Origin of the sequence: Streptomyces sp. NPDC052682, from assembly GCF_040678435.1 — a bacterium.
GTDB lineage: Bacteria > Actinomycetota > Actinomycetes > Streptomycetales > Streptomycetaceae > Streptomyces.
On the sequence record NZ_JBFATS010000008.1, the window covers coordinates 52,230 to 67,507 of the forward strand.

Genomic DNA, 15,278 nt, shown 5'->3' on the forward strand with positions numbered 1-15,278 from the left:
TCACTGCTCGGCGACGGCCCGGACCGTGGTGCCGTTGTCGCTGGTCAGCGTGAGGGTTCGGTGATCGACTCCGTAGCGCAGCTCGCCGTCGAAGAGACGCAGGAGCGTCTTCTCGGTGTCCATGAGTGAGTCTTCGCACATCATTCGGGTCACGGACGGGCGGCCGAGGGTGATATGGCCGTCGCGGACGGTGGCCTCGGCGTTGACGTGGTTGCAGCCGAGCCGGCCGGAGACGGTGTCCTTGGTGCCGTCGAAGGTGAGGTGGGCGCGGCCGGTTCCGTCGGGGGACGTGACGGTCCACTGGGTGCCGTACAGCGGGGCCTGCTTCGACCTGGTGAGGCGGACGGTGTCGCCGTCGGCGGTGGTGAGGGTGAGGCGGTCGCCGTTCACCTCGGCCGTCAGCTCGCGGTCGGCGAGGGCGCGGGCGAGGGTCTTCTCGAAGGTCATGGACCGCTTCTCGCAGGCCATCTCGGTGGACATGGTGTCGCTGAGCCGGATCCGGTCGCCGTCGACGGCGGCCCGGGCGCTGAAGTGGTTGCAGCCGTAGCTGCCCTCGGCCCGGCCGCTCTTGCCGAACGTCACGTGCGCGTCGGCGGGGGCACGGTGGGTCGTGCCGTCGGCCATTACGCTGTCGACGCTCCACAGCACGCCGGTCACGGGCGGCCAGCCGGCCACGGAGGAGGAGCTGCCGCCGCCCGCCTGTTCGCTGCCACAGGCCGCCAGGAACGGCGCGAGGAGGGCCACGGCCGTCAGGGTCATGCGCTGCTTCTGCCTGTCCATGCCCCTTCGACGGGGACCCGGAGGGACCGGTTCCCGTGGTCAGGCCAGCAGGGGCAGGTACGGTGCCAGGTCCGCCCGCTCCCCGCTCGCGCTGACCTTCGCCTGCTGGACGGCGTCCTGCCAGGCCAGCCGCCCGGTCGCCAGCCGGATCCAGGTCAGCGGGTCGGTCTCGACCACGTTGGGCGGGGTGCCGCGGGTGTGCCGGGGCCCCTCGACGCACTGCACGACGGCGTACGGCGGGATCCGCACCTCCGTGGAGCCGCCGGGCGCCCTGGCGGCCAGGGCGTCGGCGAGCAGCCGGGTGCAGGCGGCCAGGGCCTGACGGTCGTAGGGGATGGCCAGGCCCGGGACGGCGGCGTTGAGGTCGTCGGTGTGGACGACGAGCTCGACGGTGCGGGTGACCAGGTAGTCGGCGAGGGTCATGGCGCCCGTCCGGGCCGCGAGGAGACGGGTGCCGGGCGCGTCGGCCAGCTTCTGGCTGAGCCGTTCCCCGGTACGGGCGTAGAGGGCGTCCAGGTCGGGGTGGTCGGCGGCCAGGGCTCGGGTGCCGTCGGCGATGCCGGCGGCCCGGGCGGCGGTGGCGAAGGGCCAGTCGAGGAGCGCGAGCTCCGCCTTGGCGGGTTCCTCCCGCTCGAGGTTGCGGCTGACGGTCTCCACCGCCATGGTCACGTGCGCGGCCAGCTCCCGGACCGTCCAGTCGCCCAGCCGGGTGGGCAGGCCGAGCTGGTCGTCAGTGAGGGTCGCGACGGCTGCCCGGACGTTCCCGAACTGGGCCAGGACGGCGGCGCGGATCTTGGCGGGGTCGTAGCTGCGGGTGCGCTTCTTGGCCGGGGGCATGGGGGGAGCCTATGCGGCGCGGAAGTCGGAGTGCTTCGGGAAGACGAGGTCCGTGCAGTGACGGCGCTCGGTGACGTCGGTGACGTAGGCGCGGAAGACCTTCTCCGTCTCGGACGCCATCACCGTGGCGTACCCGAGGGCGAGGGTCATGGTGTGGATCTGCGGCCGGCCGGCGCAGACGGACGACGCCCACCAGATCGGGTCCTCGCTGCTGCGGCCGGCCCCGCCGGGTTCGGCGGGTTCCGGGGCCTCGTCGCTGCCGGTGCTGGTGAGCAGGACGTTCTTCGCGTCCTCGCCTGAGTACGTGTGGAGGGAGACGAACCATTGTCCCGGGAGCTGCGGCTCGGTGAGGCTGCGGTGCTCGTCGGCCTCGGCCAGGTACAGATCGGCCGCGCGACCGTCACCGAGCACCAGGCCGCACCGCTCGTCCCAGAGCCGGTCGTCCGTGCGGCTCTCGAGGACCTGGTCCGGGTACCGGCTGTCACGGGCGAAGCCGGCCTCGCGGTACCAGGAGCAGGTGCCCTCGGCGCGGGAGGCCGGGACAGGGCCCTCGGGCAGGGCGGGGATGTCCTGCGGCGGGTCGGGCAGCCGGTCGGCGCAGCCCAGCCGGTCCGCGAGATTGTTCGCGGTGATCACGGCAGTCTCGGCGAGGACATCTCGGTCATGGGCGCCGACCTGGCCGTTCACGGTGAACGGCGGCCCGGTCATCAGTTCGGCGCGCGCCCGCAGTGCCTTCACCGGCCGCCCGTTCACCTCGCCCTCGGCGCATGGAAGCTCGACGACGACCCCGGAGTCGGTGACGAGACCCGCGATGCCGCCGCCGAGCGGCTGGGGCGGATGGGTGGGGTTGCCGAAGGGGTCGACGAGATCCTCCAGCGGGCCGTCGGCGACCTGGGGGCGGTCCGCCGGCAGGACGCCCACCGTGCCCGTGAAGAACAAGCGCGCCCCGGTTTTCGTGCCGGTTTTCTCGCCCGCCTCGGTGCTGAACAACTCGCAGTCCTGGGGCAGCCCGTCTCCGAGATCGGTCATGCCTTCCTCGGCAGAGCGGTGGGTGATGGTGCCGCCCGCCGGGGAGAGCGCGAGCACCCGGCCCGCCGGGACGAGTCCCGCGCAGGCCTCGTCTATCTGCCGGCGCGCGTCGACGACCTGCCAGATCTCGTGTCCGCTCCAGCCGGCCCCCACCACGGCCACCAGGCACAGCAGGACGTTGACGCCCTTGCGCACACCCTCCGGGATCCTCATGGCCCCCCGCTCGCTCCCCTCAACGGCCCGCAGAGGCTACCAGCGGGGTGGTGTCACACGACGGTTGTCTTCGCTGACGGCACCTCGAACACCTCGTTGTTCCGGGGTACGCCAAGGCCCCGCCAGCGGAAGGGCACGCCCCGGGCGGTGTCCGGGTCGGGGCCGTCCATCAGCTGGAAGTGCAGGTGCGGCTCGGTGGAGTTGCCCGAGTTGCCGCAGCGGGCGAGGAGCTGCCCGGCGCGTACGCGGTCGCCCTCGCGGACGGTGAGGGAGCCGCGCCGCAGGTGGGCGTAGAGGGCGTACGTGCCGTCGCCGAGGTCGAGGACGACGTGGTTGCCGATGATCCGCCGGGCGCCGGACAGGTCGCGCACGGTCGCCTCCAGGAACATCAGGTACAGCAGCGCGGGCAGCGAGGTACGGCTCAGGTGGTCGCGCTGCCGGTCGGTGGCCCGCACGACCGTGCCGTCGGCGACGGCGTGGAGCGGGGCGCCGAAGGCGGGGAAGGCGCTGTTGCGGCGGGCGAGCGGCCACAGCAGGCGGAACGCGGGGCGGGCCCCCGGCTCCGGCTCGGCGACGATGTCGATGGCGAAGGTCTGGCCGTAGGCGTGCGTGCCGTGGCTGGGGGTGCGGTCGGCCGGGCTGTTGAGCGCGGTCCAGCGGCCGGTGACGGGCGGGGCGACCTCGACGGGCTCCCGGACCACGCCCGGGGCGTCCGGTGCGCCGCCCCACCGGTTGGCCACGAAGACGAGGGCGAGGGCCAGGGCCAGCGGCAGGAAGTTCCACCACCACGGGTAGCCGAGGTCCAGCCCGGTGTGGGCCGCCACCAGGGCGAAGAAGGTGAGGATCAGCCCTCGGTAGGTGAGTGCGGCCCGTTTGCGCAACGACATCGTTCCCCCTCTGGGTGCCGGCTCCGGCCTGGTCAGGGCCGGGCCGCGGACAGTACGACGAGCAGCGGCACCACGCGGCCGGGCGGGACCTCGTAGCGTCCGCGGCCGGTGGTGTGCAGCCAGCCCGCGCCGGTCAGCTGGCGCAGGTGGTGGTAGATCTGGCCGGTCGTGCCGATCTCGTCCAGCTCGGCGAGTTCGGCGGCGGTGCGCCGGCCGCCGAGGATCTCGCGGAGCAGCCGCAGTCGCACGGGGTGGCCGAGCGCGGCGAAGGCGTCGGCGGCCGGCTGCCAGTCGTCGTCCAGCAGGTCCCCGGTCAGCGTCCCGGCCTGCCACACGTACTGCTCCCCCGTGGGCAGCCGTACGGCACCGGTGAACAGCACGCCTCCGTCGGCCGCCCCGAGCTCGGCCAGCCGTTCCTTGAAGCCCTCCAGGGCCCAGAAGTCGCCCTCGCCGGGGCCGGGCGCGGCCGGCCTCGCCTCTTCCAGTGCCGCCAGCCGCCGCTCGAGGTCGGCCACGCGCTGTTCCAGATCCACGAGTATGAGATTACGTAACTACGTAATCTCTGGCAAGGGGCGACGGGGTCCGGACACGACGAAGCCCCCGCCCGGAGGACCGGACGGGGGCTCGTGCAGCGAGGGGTTACGCGAGCAGGGCCGGGATCGTGCCCTCGTGTGCCTCGCGCAGCTCGGCCAGGGTGAGGGTGAACTCGCCCTGCACCTCCACCGTGTCGCCGTCGACGACACCGATGCGGGTGGCCGGCAGGCCCCGGGCCCCGCACATGTCGGTGAAGCGCAGCTCCTCCGAGCGCGGCACGGCGACGATCGCGCGGCCGGCCGACTCGGAGAACAGGAAGGTGAAGGTGTCCAGACCGTCGGGCACGACCAGGCGGGCGCCCTTGTCGCCGAGCAGCGCCGACTCGACCACGGCCTGGATCAGACCGCCGTCGGACAGGTCGTGCGCGGAGTCGATCATGCCGTCGCGGGACGCGGCGATCAGGATCTCGGCGAGCAGCCGCTCCCGCTCCAGGTCGACCTGCGGGGGCAGACCGCCCAGGTGGTCGTGGATCACCTGGGACCACGCCGAGCCGCCGAACTCCTCACGCGTGTCGCCGAGGAGGTACAGCAGCTGGCCCTCCTCCTGGAAGGCGACCGGGGTGCGGCGGGCCACGTCGTCGATCACGCCGAGGACGGCGACGACCGGGGTCGGGTGGATGGCGGCCTCCCCCGTCTGGTTGTAGAGCGAGACGTTGCCGCCGGTCACCGGGGTGCCCAGCTGCTGGCAGGCGTCCGCGAGACCGCGCACGGCCTCGGCGAACTGCCACATGACGGCCGGGTCCTCGGGGGAGCCGAAGTTCAGGCAGTCGGAGACCGCCAGCGGCTTGGCGCCGGTGGTGGCCACGTTGCGGTAGGCCTCGGCGAGGGCCAGCTGCGCGCCCGTGTACGGGTCGAGCTTGGCGTACCGCCCGTTGCCGTCGGTGGCGATGGCCACGCCCAGGCCGGTCTCCTCGTCGATGCGGATCATGCCGGAGTCCTCGGGCTGGGCGAGGACCGTGTTGCCCTGCACGAAACGGTCGTACTGCGAGGTGATCCAGGACTTGGAGGCCTGGTTCGGGGAGGCGACCAGCTTCAGGACCTGGTCCTTGAGCTCCTCGGAGGTCTGCGGGCGCGGCAGCTTGCCGGCGTCGTCGGCCTGGAGCGCGTCCTGCCACTCGGGGCGGGCGTACGGACGCTCGTACTCCGGGCCCTCGTGGGCGACCGTGCGCGGGTCGACGTCGACGATCTTCTCGCCGTGCCAGAAGATCTCCAGCCGGTCGCCGTCGGTGACCTCACCGATGACGGTGGCGATGACGTCCCACTTGTCGCAGATCTGCAGGAAGCGCTCGACCTTGTCGGGCTCGACGACCGCGCACATGCGCTCCTGCGACTCGCTCATGAGGATCTCCTCGGGCGAGAGCGTGGAGTCGCGCAGGGGCACGTCGTCCAGGGTGACGCGCATGCCGCCGGAGCCGTTCGAGGCGAGCTCGCTCGTGGCGCAGGACAGACCGGCCGCGCCGAGGTCCTGGATGCCGACGACCAGATTCTCCCTGAAGGCCTCCAGGGTGCACTCGATGAGGAGCTTCTCCTGGAAGGGGTCGCCGACCTGGACGGCCGGGCGCTTGGAGGGCTTGGCGTCGTCGAAGGTCTCGGAGGCCAGGATCGAGGCGCCGCCGATGCCGTCGCCGCCGGTCCGGGCCCCGTACAGGATGACCTTGTTGCCCGCACCGGAGGCCTTCGCCAGGTGGATGTCCTCGTGCCGCATCACACCGATGCAGCCCGCGTTGACCAGCGGGTTGCCCTGGTAGCAGGCGTCGAAGACGACCTCGCCGCCGATGTTGGGCAGGCCCAGGCAGTTGCCGTAGCCGCCGATGCCCGCGACCACGCCCGGCAGCACGCGCTTGGTGTCGGGGTGGTCGGCGGCGCCGAAGCGCAGCGGGTCGACCACGGCCACCGGCCGGGCGCCCATGGCGATGATGTCGCGGACGATGCCGCCGACACCGGTGGCCGCGCCCTGGTACGGCTCGACGTAGGAGGGGTGGTTGTGCGACTCGACCTTGAAGGTGACCGCGTAGCCCTGGCCGACGTCGACGACACCGGCGTTCTCGCCGATGCCGACCAGCAGGGCGTCGTTCTCGGGGGCCTTCTGGCCGAACTGGCGCAGGTGGACCTTGGAGGACTTGTACGAGCAGTGCTCGGACCACATGACCGAGTACATGGCGAGCTCGGCACCGGTGGGCCGGCGGCCGAGGATCTCGACCACGCGCTCGTACTCGTCCTTCTTCAGGCCGAGTTCGGCCCAGGGCAGCTCGACGTCGGGGGTCGCGGCCGCGTGCTCGACCGTGTCCAGAGGCGTCCGGCTCATACGTTGACCAGCTTCTTGAGGATCGAGGTGAAGAAGGGGAGACCGTCGGTGCGGCCGGTGCCGATCAGCGGCTCCACGGCGTGCTCGGGGTGCGGCATCAGGCCGACGACGTTGCCGGCCTCGTTGGTGATGCCGGCGATGTCGTTGAGCGAGCCGTTGGGGTTGAAGCCGAGGTAGCGGAACGCGACCCGGCCCTCGGCCTCCAGCTTGTCCAGCGTGTACTCGTCGGCGACGTACCGGCCGTCCATGTTCTTCAGCGGGATGTGGATCTCCTGGCCGGCCGTGTAGTCGGTGGTCCAGGCGGTGTCCGCGTTCTCCACCCGCAGCTTCTGGTCACGGCAGATGAAGTGCAGGTGGTCGTTGCCGAGCATGGCGCCGGGCAGCAGGTGCGCCTCGGTGAGGATCTGGAAGCCGTTGCAGATGCCGAGGACCGGCAGACCGGCCTTCGCCTGCTCGATCAGCGGCTCCATCACCGGCGAGAAGCGGGCGATGGCCCCGGCGCGCAGGTAGTCGCCGTAGGAGAACCCGCCGCACAGCACCACGGCGTCGACCTGCTTGAGGTCCTTGTCCTTGTGCCACAGGGCGACCGGTTCGGCACCCGCGACACGGATCGCACGCTGTGTGTCCCGGTCGTCGAGCGAACCCGGGAAAGTGACGACGCCAATACGAGCGGTCACTTCACGGCCTCCGCGACTTCCTCGACCCGGACGGTGAAGTCCTCGATCACGGTGTTGGCGAGGAAGGATTCCGCAAGATCGTGGATACGGGCGAGGGCGGCCTCGTCGACCGGCCCGTCCACTTCCAGTTCGAAACGCTTTCCCTGGCGGACGTCCGAGATCCCTTCGAAACCCAGCCGCGGCAGTGCGCGCTGCACCGCCTGGCCCTGGGGGTCGAGGATCTCCGGCTTGAGCATGACGTCGACTACGACGCGTGCCACTGGCACTCCCGGTGTGTGGTGCTGAGCAGGTTCCTTCAGACTACCCGCACAAAATTTCTACGCGAGTAGAGTTGGAGGAATCTACGTGAGCCCGGTCACGATTCGGCATCTCCGGCAGACAGGAAGGAAAAGTTCCGGGAAAGATTCCCCTGCTGTCACGCACGCCTATAGCACCGGGCCGCGCAGGCAGATTCAGTCGGGTTTCGCCTCGGTTTGCCGGGCACTGTACAAATGAATTGGCAATAGCCGATAATCGGCACGTCATCCGCAGCTGAGCTGTATAGACGTGCCGCACGAAGGGACCGATATTCGTGGCGCAGAAGGTCGTGGTCACTCTTTTCGACGACATGGACGGCTCGGAAGCGGCGGAAACGATCGCCTTCGGACTCGACGGCAAGTCGTACGAGATCGACCTGAACGAAACCAATGCCAGAAACCTGCGCAAGGCGCTCGCGCCGTACGTGGCGGCCGGCCGCAAGCGGGCCCGCTCCGGCCGGGCCTACCAGCAGACGGAGGTCGCGCCCGACCCGGCGGCCGTGCGCGCCTGGGCGCAGGCCAACAAGCTGGAGGTCCCCGCGCGCGGACGCATCCCCAAGAGGGTCTACGAGGCGTTCGCCGCGGCGCAGTGACCGCGAAGGCCCCGCCTGGTGGCCGGTCAGCCACCCCTCGGCACAACCGACTTGCGCAGCACCCCCGCTGATCAGCTAGAGTCTGGAGCACGCCGAGGGGCGAGGCCGCGAAGGCCCAGCCACTCTGGTCACGCGGGTGTAGTTCAGTAGTAGAACATCCCCCTTCCAGGGGGAAGGCGCAGTGTGCGATTCCTGTCACCCGCTCTGCACCGCCGTACCGAGCACGAAAGTGGATCAGGTAGGCTGGTGCTCGCACCGACCGGTGAAAGCTGGTCGGGAGCATATGCGGACGTAGCTCAGTTGGTAGAGCGCAACCTTGCCAAGGTTGAGGTCGCGAGTTCGAGCCTCGTCGTCCGCTCGGGAATGAGACCCCGGTCCTGATGGACCGGGGTCTTCGCCGTGTTCCGGGTTTCCGCACCCGGTGATCTGACATTTGTCATGCCGAGTGATGACAGCGCGCACTGCTGCCCGGCCCGAGCCGCCGGAACGCTGAAGGCATGAGGGCGAACGCATACGAACACGTGATTGAGGTCACTGACCTGCGGCGTGTGTACGGGGGCGGGTTCGAGGCGGTGCGCGGGATCAGTTTCTCCGTGGCGCGCGCGGAGGTCTTCGCGCTGCTGGGCACCAACGGCGCGGGCAAGACCTCCACGGTCGAACTGCTGGAAGGACTCGCGCCGCCGGCCGGCGGACGGGTCCGGGTCCTCGGCCACGACCCGTACACCGACCGGGACGCCGTACGGTCCCGGACCGGGGTGATGCTGCAGGAGGGCGGCTTCCCGTCCGAGCTGACCGTCGCGGAGACCGCCCGGATGTGGGCGGGGTGCGTGAGCGGGGCGCGGCCGGTGCCGGAGGCGCTCGCGCTGGTCGGGCTGGAGGGCAGGGCCGGCGTACGGGTGAAGCAGCTGTCGGGCGGGGAGCGGCGGCGGCTGGATCTGGCGCTCGCGCTGCTGGGCAGGCCCGAGGTGCTGTTCCTCGACGAGCCGACGACCGGGCTCGACGTCGAAGGGCGCCGCGCCACCTGGGAGTTGGTGCGGGCGCTGCGCGACGGCGGTACGACCGTACTGCTGACCACGCACTACCTGGAGGAGGCCGAGTCGCTGGCCGACCGGCTGGCGATCCTGCACGAGGGGCGCGTCGCGGCCGCCGGAACACCGGCCGAGGTGACCGCCGCCCAGCCCTCCCGCATCTCCTTCGAACTGCCCGACGGCTACTTCGTCGGCGACCTGCCGCCGCTCGGCGAACTGGGCGTGTGCGGGCACGAGGTCGAGGGCCGGGTCGTACGGCTGCGCACGCGGGAGTTGCAACGGGCCGCGACGGGGCTGCTGGGGTGGGCCGAGCGGGCCGGGGTCGAACTGCGGCGGCTGGATGTGCGGTCCGCCTCACTGGAGGAGGCGTTCCTGGGGATCGCACGCGAGGCGTCGGAGACGGTCGGGGAGTTCGTGGCATGAGTGACGCGATGACCACGCCTTGGGGGCGGATGACGACGCTGGCCCGGGCCGAGGTGACGCTGCTGGGGCGCAGCAGGGGCACGCTCGTCGCCGCGCTGTTCGTGCCGCTGGTGCTGCCGGTGACCGTGCGGTCGGCGGCGGAGGAGATGGACCTGGCCGCGGCCGGGCTCGATGTCGGCACGGTCGTCCTGCCGGCCGCGGTCGGTTTCTCGCTGCTGTTCGCCGTCTACAGCGCACTCGTCGGCAGCTACGTCACCCGGCGCGAGGAACTCGTCCTGAAGCGGCTGCGCACCGGCGAGCTGCGGGACGCCGAGATCCTGGCGGGCTGCGCGCTGCCGGCCGCCGCCACGGGCCTCGCCCAGTCGCTGCTGCTGGCGGCGGGCTGCACGGTGCTGCTGGAGATTCCCGCACCCCGGGCTCCCCATCTCGCTGTCGTGGGGCTGCTGTCGGGGCTGGTGCTGTGCGCGGCGCTCGCGGCGCTGACCGCGAGTGTCACCCGGACCTCGGAGAGCGCGCAGGTCACCCCGATGCCCTTCCTGCTGGTGTCGCTGCTCGGCTCGGGCATCGGCATGCCCCTGGAGGTGCTGCCCGACCGGCTGGCCTCCGTGTGCGAACTGCTGCCGCTGAGCCCTGCCATCACGCTGGTGCGCGGCGGCTGGACCGGCGAGCTGCCGGCGTACGAGGCGCTGAGTGCCGTGGCAACGGGCCTGGCCTGGACGGTCGTTGCGGTGTTTGCTGTACGGCGGTGGTTCCGGTGGGAACCGCGGCGCTGAGGAACTTGGGGGAGCGGACGGATGCGCAGACCGGGGGGATGGTGGCGGCGAAAGAGCACGCCGGCCAAGGTCGAGACGTACACGCGTTGGTCGTTCCACTCCTTCGGGGTGACGGAGGTGGCCGTACTGGGGGTCCCGGCCCTCGGCCAGGTTCAGACGCGGTACGCGAGCCTGCTGGTACTGCTCGTCACCGGGCACGCCGTGGCCTTGTCGGTGACCACGTCGCGGATCCTCGACTGGACGCGGGGCAGCCGTGAGCGGCCCGTACGGACGCTGTGGGCGATGAGCGCGGCCACCGCGGTCGTCGGGATCGCCTCGCTCGTCCTGGCCGAACACGGCCCCGGCGGCGAGGACCTGGAGACCTCGGCGGTCCAGGTCTTCGGCGGTGCGATGTGTTTCGGGTCCGGGATCGTCGCCCTCGGGGCCCGCGACCGGCGCCGGGCGTGCGCGGTCGTCGCGTCCTTCGCGGCCGGGACCGCGCTCGTGGCGTACCTGGCGGGCGTCTCCGGCCTCGCCCCGCTGGTCTCGGCGGCGGCGGTGCTGATCGGCGGCGGGATCTTCGCCGCGATCTGCGTCTTCTCCGTCTGGCTGCTGAACGCCGTCTACGAGCTCGACGAGGCCCGCGAGACCCGGGCCCGGCTCGCCGTCGCCGAGGAACGGCTGCGGTTCGCCCGGGACCTGCACGACGTGATGGGGCGCAACCTCGCGGTCCTCGCCCTCAAGAGCGAACTGGCCGCGCAGCTCGCCCAGCGGGGGCGGCCGGAGGCGGTGGCCCACATGACCGAGGTGCAGCGGCTGGCGCAGGAGGCGCAGCGGGAGGTGCGCGAGGTCGTCCGCGGCTACCGGGAGGCGAACCTCGACACGGAACTCGTCGGCGCGCGGGGTGTCCTGGAGGCCGCGGGCATCGACTGCACGGTCACCGGGTCGGCCGCCGGGCTGCCGCCGGCGGTGCAGTCCGCGCTGGGCTGGGTCGTCCGGGAGGCCACGACCAACGTCCTGCGCCACGGGGACGCGCGGCGCTGCGAGATACGGCTGGAGGTGCGGCCGGGCCGGTCGGTGCTCCTCTCGGTGGAGAACGACGGAGTGCCGCAGAAGGGGGCGGTGCCGGGCGCCGGCGGGGAGCAGGGAACGGCGGGCCGGGGTGCCGGCGGGGGGTCTGGGCTGGCCGGGCTGCGGGAGCGGTTGGCACAGACCGGCGGCACCCTGCGGGCCGGGCCGGCCGGGCGGGGGCTGTTCCGCCTGACCGCCGAGGTACCGCTGCGGCCGGGGGCGGGGGAGGTGAGGGCCGGTACGGCGGTTGCCGGTGAGCACTGCGGGGACGGCCTCTGCACGGTGTCCGGTGAGCAGGGCGGGGCCGCAGGCGGCACCGATGCGGTGGGGGCTGTGGTCGGGCCGCAGTCGCGGCGTGCCGGGAGCGAGGTGGGGTCGTGACCGGCGGGGTGTCCGTTCGCGTGCTGCTCGCCGATGACGAGCACCTCATCCGGGGCGCGCTCGCCGCGCTCCTGGCGTTGGAGGACGACCTGCTGGTCGTCGCCGAGGCCGCCACCGGGCCCGAGGCGCTGGCGATGGCCCGGGCGCACCGGCCCGACGTGGCCGTGCTCGATCTGCAGATGCCCGGCGCGGACGGTGTGAAGGTCGCCACATCGCTCCGGGCCGAGCTGCCCGGGTGCCGGGTGCTGATCGTGACCAGTCACGGGCGGCCCGGGCATCTGAAACGGGCGCTCGCGGCCGGGGTGCGCGGCTTCGTGCCGAAGACCGTCAGCGCGCAGCGGCTCGCCGAGATCATCCGGACCGTGCACGCCGGAAACCGTTACGTCGATCCCGAGTTGGCCGCCGACGCGATCGCCTCCGGGGACTCGCCGCTGACCGCCCGGGAGGCGGAGGTGCTGGAGCTCGCCGCCGACGGGGCGCCCGTCGCGGAGATCGCGGAACGGGCCGCGCTGTCGCAGGGGACCGTACGCAACTACCTGTCGTCGGCCATGGCGAAGCTCGGGGCGGAGAACCGGCATGCGGCGGTGCGTCTCGCGCGCGAGCGAGGTTGGGTATAGTTGCTCTCGCGCCACGGCGCAACGCGGACGTAGCTCAGTTGGTAGAGCGCAACCTTGCCAAGGTTGAGGTCGCGAGTTCGAGCCTCGTCGTCCGCTCCAGCATCAAGGCCCCGGTCATCGACCGGGGCCTTCGGCGTCCCCGGACACCCGCGGGGGCCCCGGGTACCCGGTCAGCTCCAGCTCACACCCGTCAGCCGCTCGTACGCCTCGACGTACTTGGCGCGGGTGGCGTCCACGACGTGCTGCGGCAGCGGCGGCGGGGGCTGCTCGCTCCTGCGGTCCCAGCCGGACTCCGCGGAGGTCAGCCAGTCGCGGACGTACTGCTTGTCGTACGACGGCTGCGCCCGGCCCGGCTGCCACTGGTCGGCCGGCCAGAAGCGGGAGGAGTCGGGCGTGAGCACCTCGTCCGCGATGACCAGCTCCTCGCCCTCGAAGCCGAACTCGAACTTGGTGTCCGCCAGGATGATGCCCCGGTCACGGGCGATGTCCCGGGCGCGGGAGTAGGCGGCGAGGGTCGCCTGGCGCAGGCGGGCGGCGGTGTCGGCGCCGACCTGGCGGGCGACCTCCTCGTAGGAGACGTTCTCGTCGTGCTCGCCGACGGCGGCCTTGGTGGCCGGGGTGAAGATCGGGGCGGGCAGCTCCGAGCCGTCGACCAGGCCCTCGGGGAGCGCGAGGCCGCAGACCGTACGGGACTCGTTGTACTCGGCCAGGCCCGAGCCGGTGAGGTAGCCGCGGGCCACGCACTCCACGGGCACCATCTGCAGCGACTTGCAGACCAGGGTGCGGCCCTGCCAGTCGGCGGGGGCGCCCGGGGGCAGCTCGGTGCTCAGGACGTGGCTGGGGACCAGGTCGGCGAGCTGGTCGAACCACCACAGGGACAGCTGGGTGAGGATGCGGCCCTTGTCGGGGATCTCGGTCGGCAGCACCCAGTCGTAGGCGGAGATACGGTCGCTGGCGACCATCACGAGGTCGCCCGCCTCGTTCTGGTACAGGTCGCGCACCTTGCCGGTGTGCAGATGCACCAGGCCCGGGACCTGGATCGGCTCGGGCTTCTCGACGAATCCGGACACGGTTCCTCCCCGTGGTTCTGTCCAATGGTCCGATTCTCCCGTACGGGGCGGCCGTCGCGGACAGTGGGTCAGTCGCGTTTGCAGATGCGGTCCAGAAGGTTGGCGGTGGCGCGCTGGATGCGGGCGTCGACGTGGCCGGGGCGGTCCAGTGCCGGGGACCAGGCGAACGTCCCGGACGCGAACACCCAGGCGCCGGACGGGGCGCGGTACAGGGACGTCTCCTGGTGGCGGACGACGCCCTCCTTGTCGGTGTACGGGGAGTGGGCGAGCAGCACCCGCTCCTCGTGCTCGGGCAGCGGGGTGCGCGGGAAGTAACGGTCGGCCTCGCCCGCCACCAGGCCCTCGATCGCGTCGCCCTCGCGCGCGCCGGTCGCGTCCCACAGCCAGTGGCCTGCGTTGCGCACGATCAGCGGGTGCGGCCGCGGTACGTGGCCCGCGTACTGGATGCCGAGGAGGAGCTGCTCCGCGCGGTCGATCTCCCGCCACAGCACCGGCTTGCCCGGGCCCTTGCGTTTGCGGCAGGTCAGCAGACGGTCGGGGGCGCCGGACGGGGAGGGGCCGAGTTCGACCTGCCAGTACATGGTGTTGGCGGAGAGGAAGACGAGGGAGGTGCCGTGGTCGCGGGCCTGTTCCGCCGCGCGGCGCATGGGAAGGGACCAGTACTCGTCGTGGCCGGGGAAGACCAGGCCCCGGTAGCGGGTCGGGTCGACGCGGCCGGAGTGCAGGTCGCGGGCGTCGGCGTAGGCGAGGTCGTAGCCGTACCGCTCGGCCCAGCGGATCACGTCGTAGGCGTGGCCGACGTGCAGGGGCAGGCCCCAGCCGGCGTACGGGCGGTCGAAGGAGACGGTCGTGGCGGCGTCGGCCTCGCCCAGCAGGCGGCCGGTCTCGTCCCAGGCGTGGTAGAGGCTGGCGCCCGTGCGGCCGTCCTCCGGGTAGAGGTTGTAGGCCTGCCAGGTGATGTCGGGCAGCACCAGGAGCAGGTCCGCGGGGCGGTCGTCGCGGACCGTGAACGGCACGTGGGAGCGGTAGCCGTCGGCGGTGGTCAGGACGGCGACGTACGCGCCGGTCAGCCAGTGCGACGGGATCTGCAACCGCCAGGACAGCCACCAGTGGTGGCAGGAGACCGTACGGTCGGCGGTGAGCGGCGGGGGCTGGACCATGCCGGACAGGCGGGGGCTGGTGGTGATCTTGGCGGCGCCGTGGCCGTCGTAGTGGCCGATGCGGTAGATGTCGACGCTGAACTCCTGGGGCGGGTCGACCGTGATGTGGAAGTCGATCGCCTCGCCGGGCGCCGCGGCGCCCGTGGCGGTGAAGCCCTTGATCTGGAGGTGGACGTCGTCCGCCGAGCGGGGGCCGCCGCCGGAGCGGGGGGCGCCGCCGGGACGGCGGCCTCCGCCGGAGCGGGGGGCGGGCACCCGTGTCTGCGCGGGAGCCGCTTCCTGGTCGACGTACCAGGGGACGACCTGGCCCGACTCGGCGACGTACGTCTCCCTGCCGCGCAGCCACGGGACGGGCCCCTGCCCGAAGGGATCCGTCACGGCGTGCGCGAGGGCCCCCGACTCCCAGCGGCGGATCTGCTCCGAACCCATGGATGGCTCCCCTCCCTCTCGCCCCCGTGGTCGTGCCGTGCCGCTTGCGCTGCTGATGCCGCCTGTGTGGCCGGTATGTGTGTCCGGTTGTGTGTCCGGCGTGTGCCGCGCGCCCTTGCCATGGGCGCGATCGGTCC

The 15,278-nt window shown here is 72.1% G+C and carries 15 protein-coding genes and 3 tRNA genes; 8 read left to right on the top strand and 10 right to left on the bottom strand.

Going from position 1 to position 15,278, the window contains the following annotated elements; all coding sequences use genetic code 11:
- The 8 genes from AB0K80_RS14240 to purS form a co-directional block, all read right to left on the bottom strand.
- Positions 1-780, bottom strand: coding sequence for an META domain-containing protein (locus AB0K80_RS14240; protein WP_365669236.1), 780 nt, complete (start codon positions 778-780; stop codon positions 1-3).
- A 39-nt stretch (positions 781-819) separates the two neighbouring features.
- Positions 820-1,617 (bottom strand): sterol carrier family protein, encoded by a 798-nt coding sequence (locus AB0K80_RS14245; protein WP_365669238.1) that lies wholly within the window; start codon positions 1,615-1,617, stop codon positions 820-822.
- A gap of 9 nt (positions 1,618-1,626) precedes the next feature.
- Positions 1,627-2,859 (bottom strand): hypothetical protein, encoded by a 1,233-nt coding sequence (locus AB0K80_RS14250; RefSeq protein ID WP_365669240.1) that lies wholly within the window; start codon positions 2,857-2,859, stop codon positions 1,627-1,629.
- A 53-nt stretch (positions 2,860-2,912) separates the two neighbouring features.
- Positions 2,913-3,746, bottom strand: a complete 834-nt coding sequence (locus AB0K80_RS14255; RefSeq protein WP_365669243.1) for a M23 family metallopeptidase — start codon at positions 3,744-3,746, stop codon at positions 2,913-2,915.
- Positions 3,747-3,778: 32 nt separating this feature from the next.
- Complete coding sequence (locus AB0K80_RS14260; RefSeq protein WP_365669245.1) at positions 3,779-4,279, bottom strand: helix-turn-helix domain-containing protein; 501 nt, start codon at positions 4,277-4,279, stop codon at positions 3,779-3,781.
- 106 nt (positions 4,280-4,385) lie between these two features.
- Positions 4,386-6,644 carry a phosphoribosylformylglycinamidine synthase subunit PurL gene (gene purL, locus AB0K80_RS14265; protein ID WP_365669246.1) on the bottom strand — a complete coding sequence of 753 codons (2,259 nt, stop codon included), beginning with the start codon at positions 6,642-6,644 and terminating at the stop codon, positions 4,386-4,388.
- The gene (gene purQ, locus AB0K80_RS14270) at positions 6,641-7,321 is read right to left on the bottom strand and encodes a phosphoribosylformylglycinamidine synthase subunit PurQ (RefSeq protein WP_365669248.1); all 681 of its coding nucleotides are present in this window, start codon (positions 7,319-7,321) and stop codon (positions 6,641-6,643) included. Before purQ ends, purL begins: the two co-directional genes overlap by 4 nt.
- Entirely contained in the window at positions 7,318-7,581 is a 264-nt protein-coding gene (gene purS, locus AB0K80_RS14275) for a phosphoribosylformylglycinamidine synthase subunit PurS (RefSeq protein ID WP_010045045.1), read from the bottom strand. Before purS ends, purQ begins: the two co-directional genes overlap by 4 nt.
- Positions 7,582-7,892: 311 nt before the next feature.
- Here purS and AB0K80_RS14280 point away from each other — a divergent pair, with 311 nt between their 5' ends.
- The 8 genes from AB0K80_RS14280 to AB0K80_RS14315 all read left to right on the top strand — a co-directional run bounded on the left by AB0K80_RS14280 (position 7,893) and on the right by AB0K80_RS14315 (position 12,581).
- Positions 7,893-8,210, top strand: a complete 318-nt coding sequence (locus AB0K80_RS14280) for an Lsr2 family protein (RefSeq protein WP_365669250.1) — start codon at positions 7,893-7,895, stop codon at positions 8,208-8,210.
- Positions 8,211-8,342: 132 nt separating this feature from the next.
- Positions 8,343-8,414, top strand: a tRNA-Gly gene (locus AB0K80_RS14285).
- A gap of 81 nt (positions 8,415-8,495) precedes the next feature.
- A tRNA-Gly gene (locus AB0K80_RS14290) sits at positions 8,496-8,568 on the top strand.
- 139 nt (positions 8,569-8,707) lie between these two features.
- Positions 8,708-9,661, top strand: coding sequence for an ABC transporter ATP-binding protein (locus AB0K80_RS14295; protein ID WP_365669251.1), 954 nt, complete (start codon positions 8,708-8,710; stop codon positions 9,659-9,661).
- On the top strand, positions 9,658-10,434 hold the full coding sequence (locus AB0K80_RS14300; RefSeq protein WP_365669253.1) for an ABC transporter permease: 777 nt from the start codon (positions 9,658-9,660) through the stop codon (positions 10,432-10,434). The genes AB0K80_RS14295 and AB0K80_RS14300 overlap by 4 nt, the downstream gene beginning before the upstream one ends.
- Positions 10,435-10,455: 21 nt before the next feature.
- Complete coding sequence (locus tag AB0K80_RS14305) at positions 10,456-11,865, top strand: histidine kinase (protein ID WP_365669255.1); 1,410 nt, start codon at positions 10,456-10,458, stop codon at positions 11,863-11,865.
- Entirely contained in the window at positions 11,862-12,482 is a 621-nt protein-coding gene (locus AB0K80_RS14310) for a response regulator transcription factor (RefSeq protein WP_365669257.1), read from the top strand. Before AB0K80_RS14305 ends, AB0K80_RS14310 begins: the two co-directional genes overlap by 4 nt.
- Positions 12,483-12,505: 23 nt before the next feature.
- Positions 12,506-12,581: transfer RNA gene (locus AB0K80_RS14315), tRNA-Gly, on the top strand.
- Positions 12,582-12,652: 71 nt separating this feature from the next.
- Here AB0K80_RS14315 and AB0K80_RS14320 read toward each other — a convergent pair.
- Both AB0K80_RS14320 and AB0K80_RS14325 read right to left on the bottom strand, forming a co-directional pair.
- Complete coding sequence (locus tag AB0K80_RS14320; protein WP_365669259.1) at positions 12,653-13,552, bottom strand: phosphoribosylaminoimidazolesuccinocarboxamide synthase; 900 nt, start codon at positions 13,550-13,552, stop codon at positions 12,653-12,655.
- 68 nt (positions 13,553-13,620) lie between these two features.
- Positions 13,621-15,141 carry a N,N-dimethylformamidase beta subunit family domain-containing protein gene (locus tag AB0K80_RS14325; protein WP_365669261.1) on the bottom strand — a complete coding sequence of 507 codons (1,521 nt, stop codon included), beginning with the start codon at positions 15,139-15,141 and terminating at the stop codon, positions 13,621-13,623.
- Positions 15,142-15,278 lie beyond the last annotated feature (137 nt).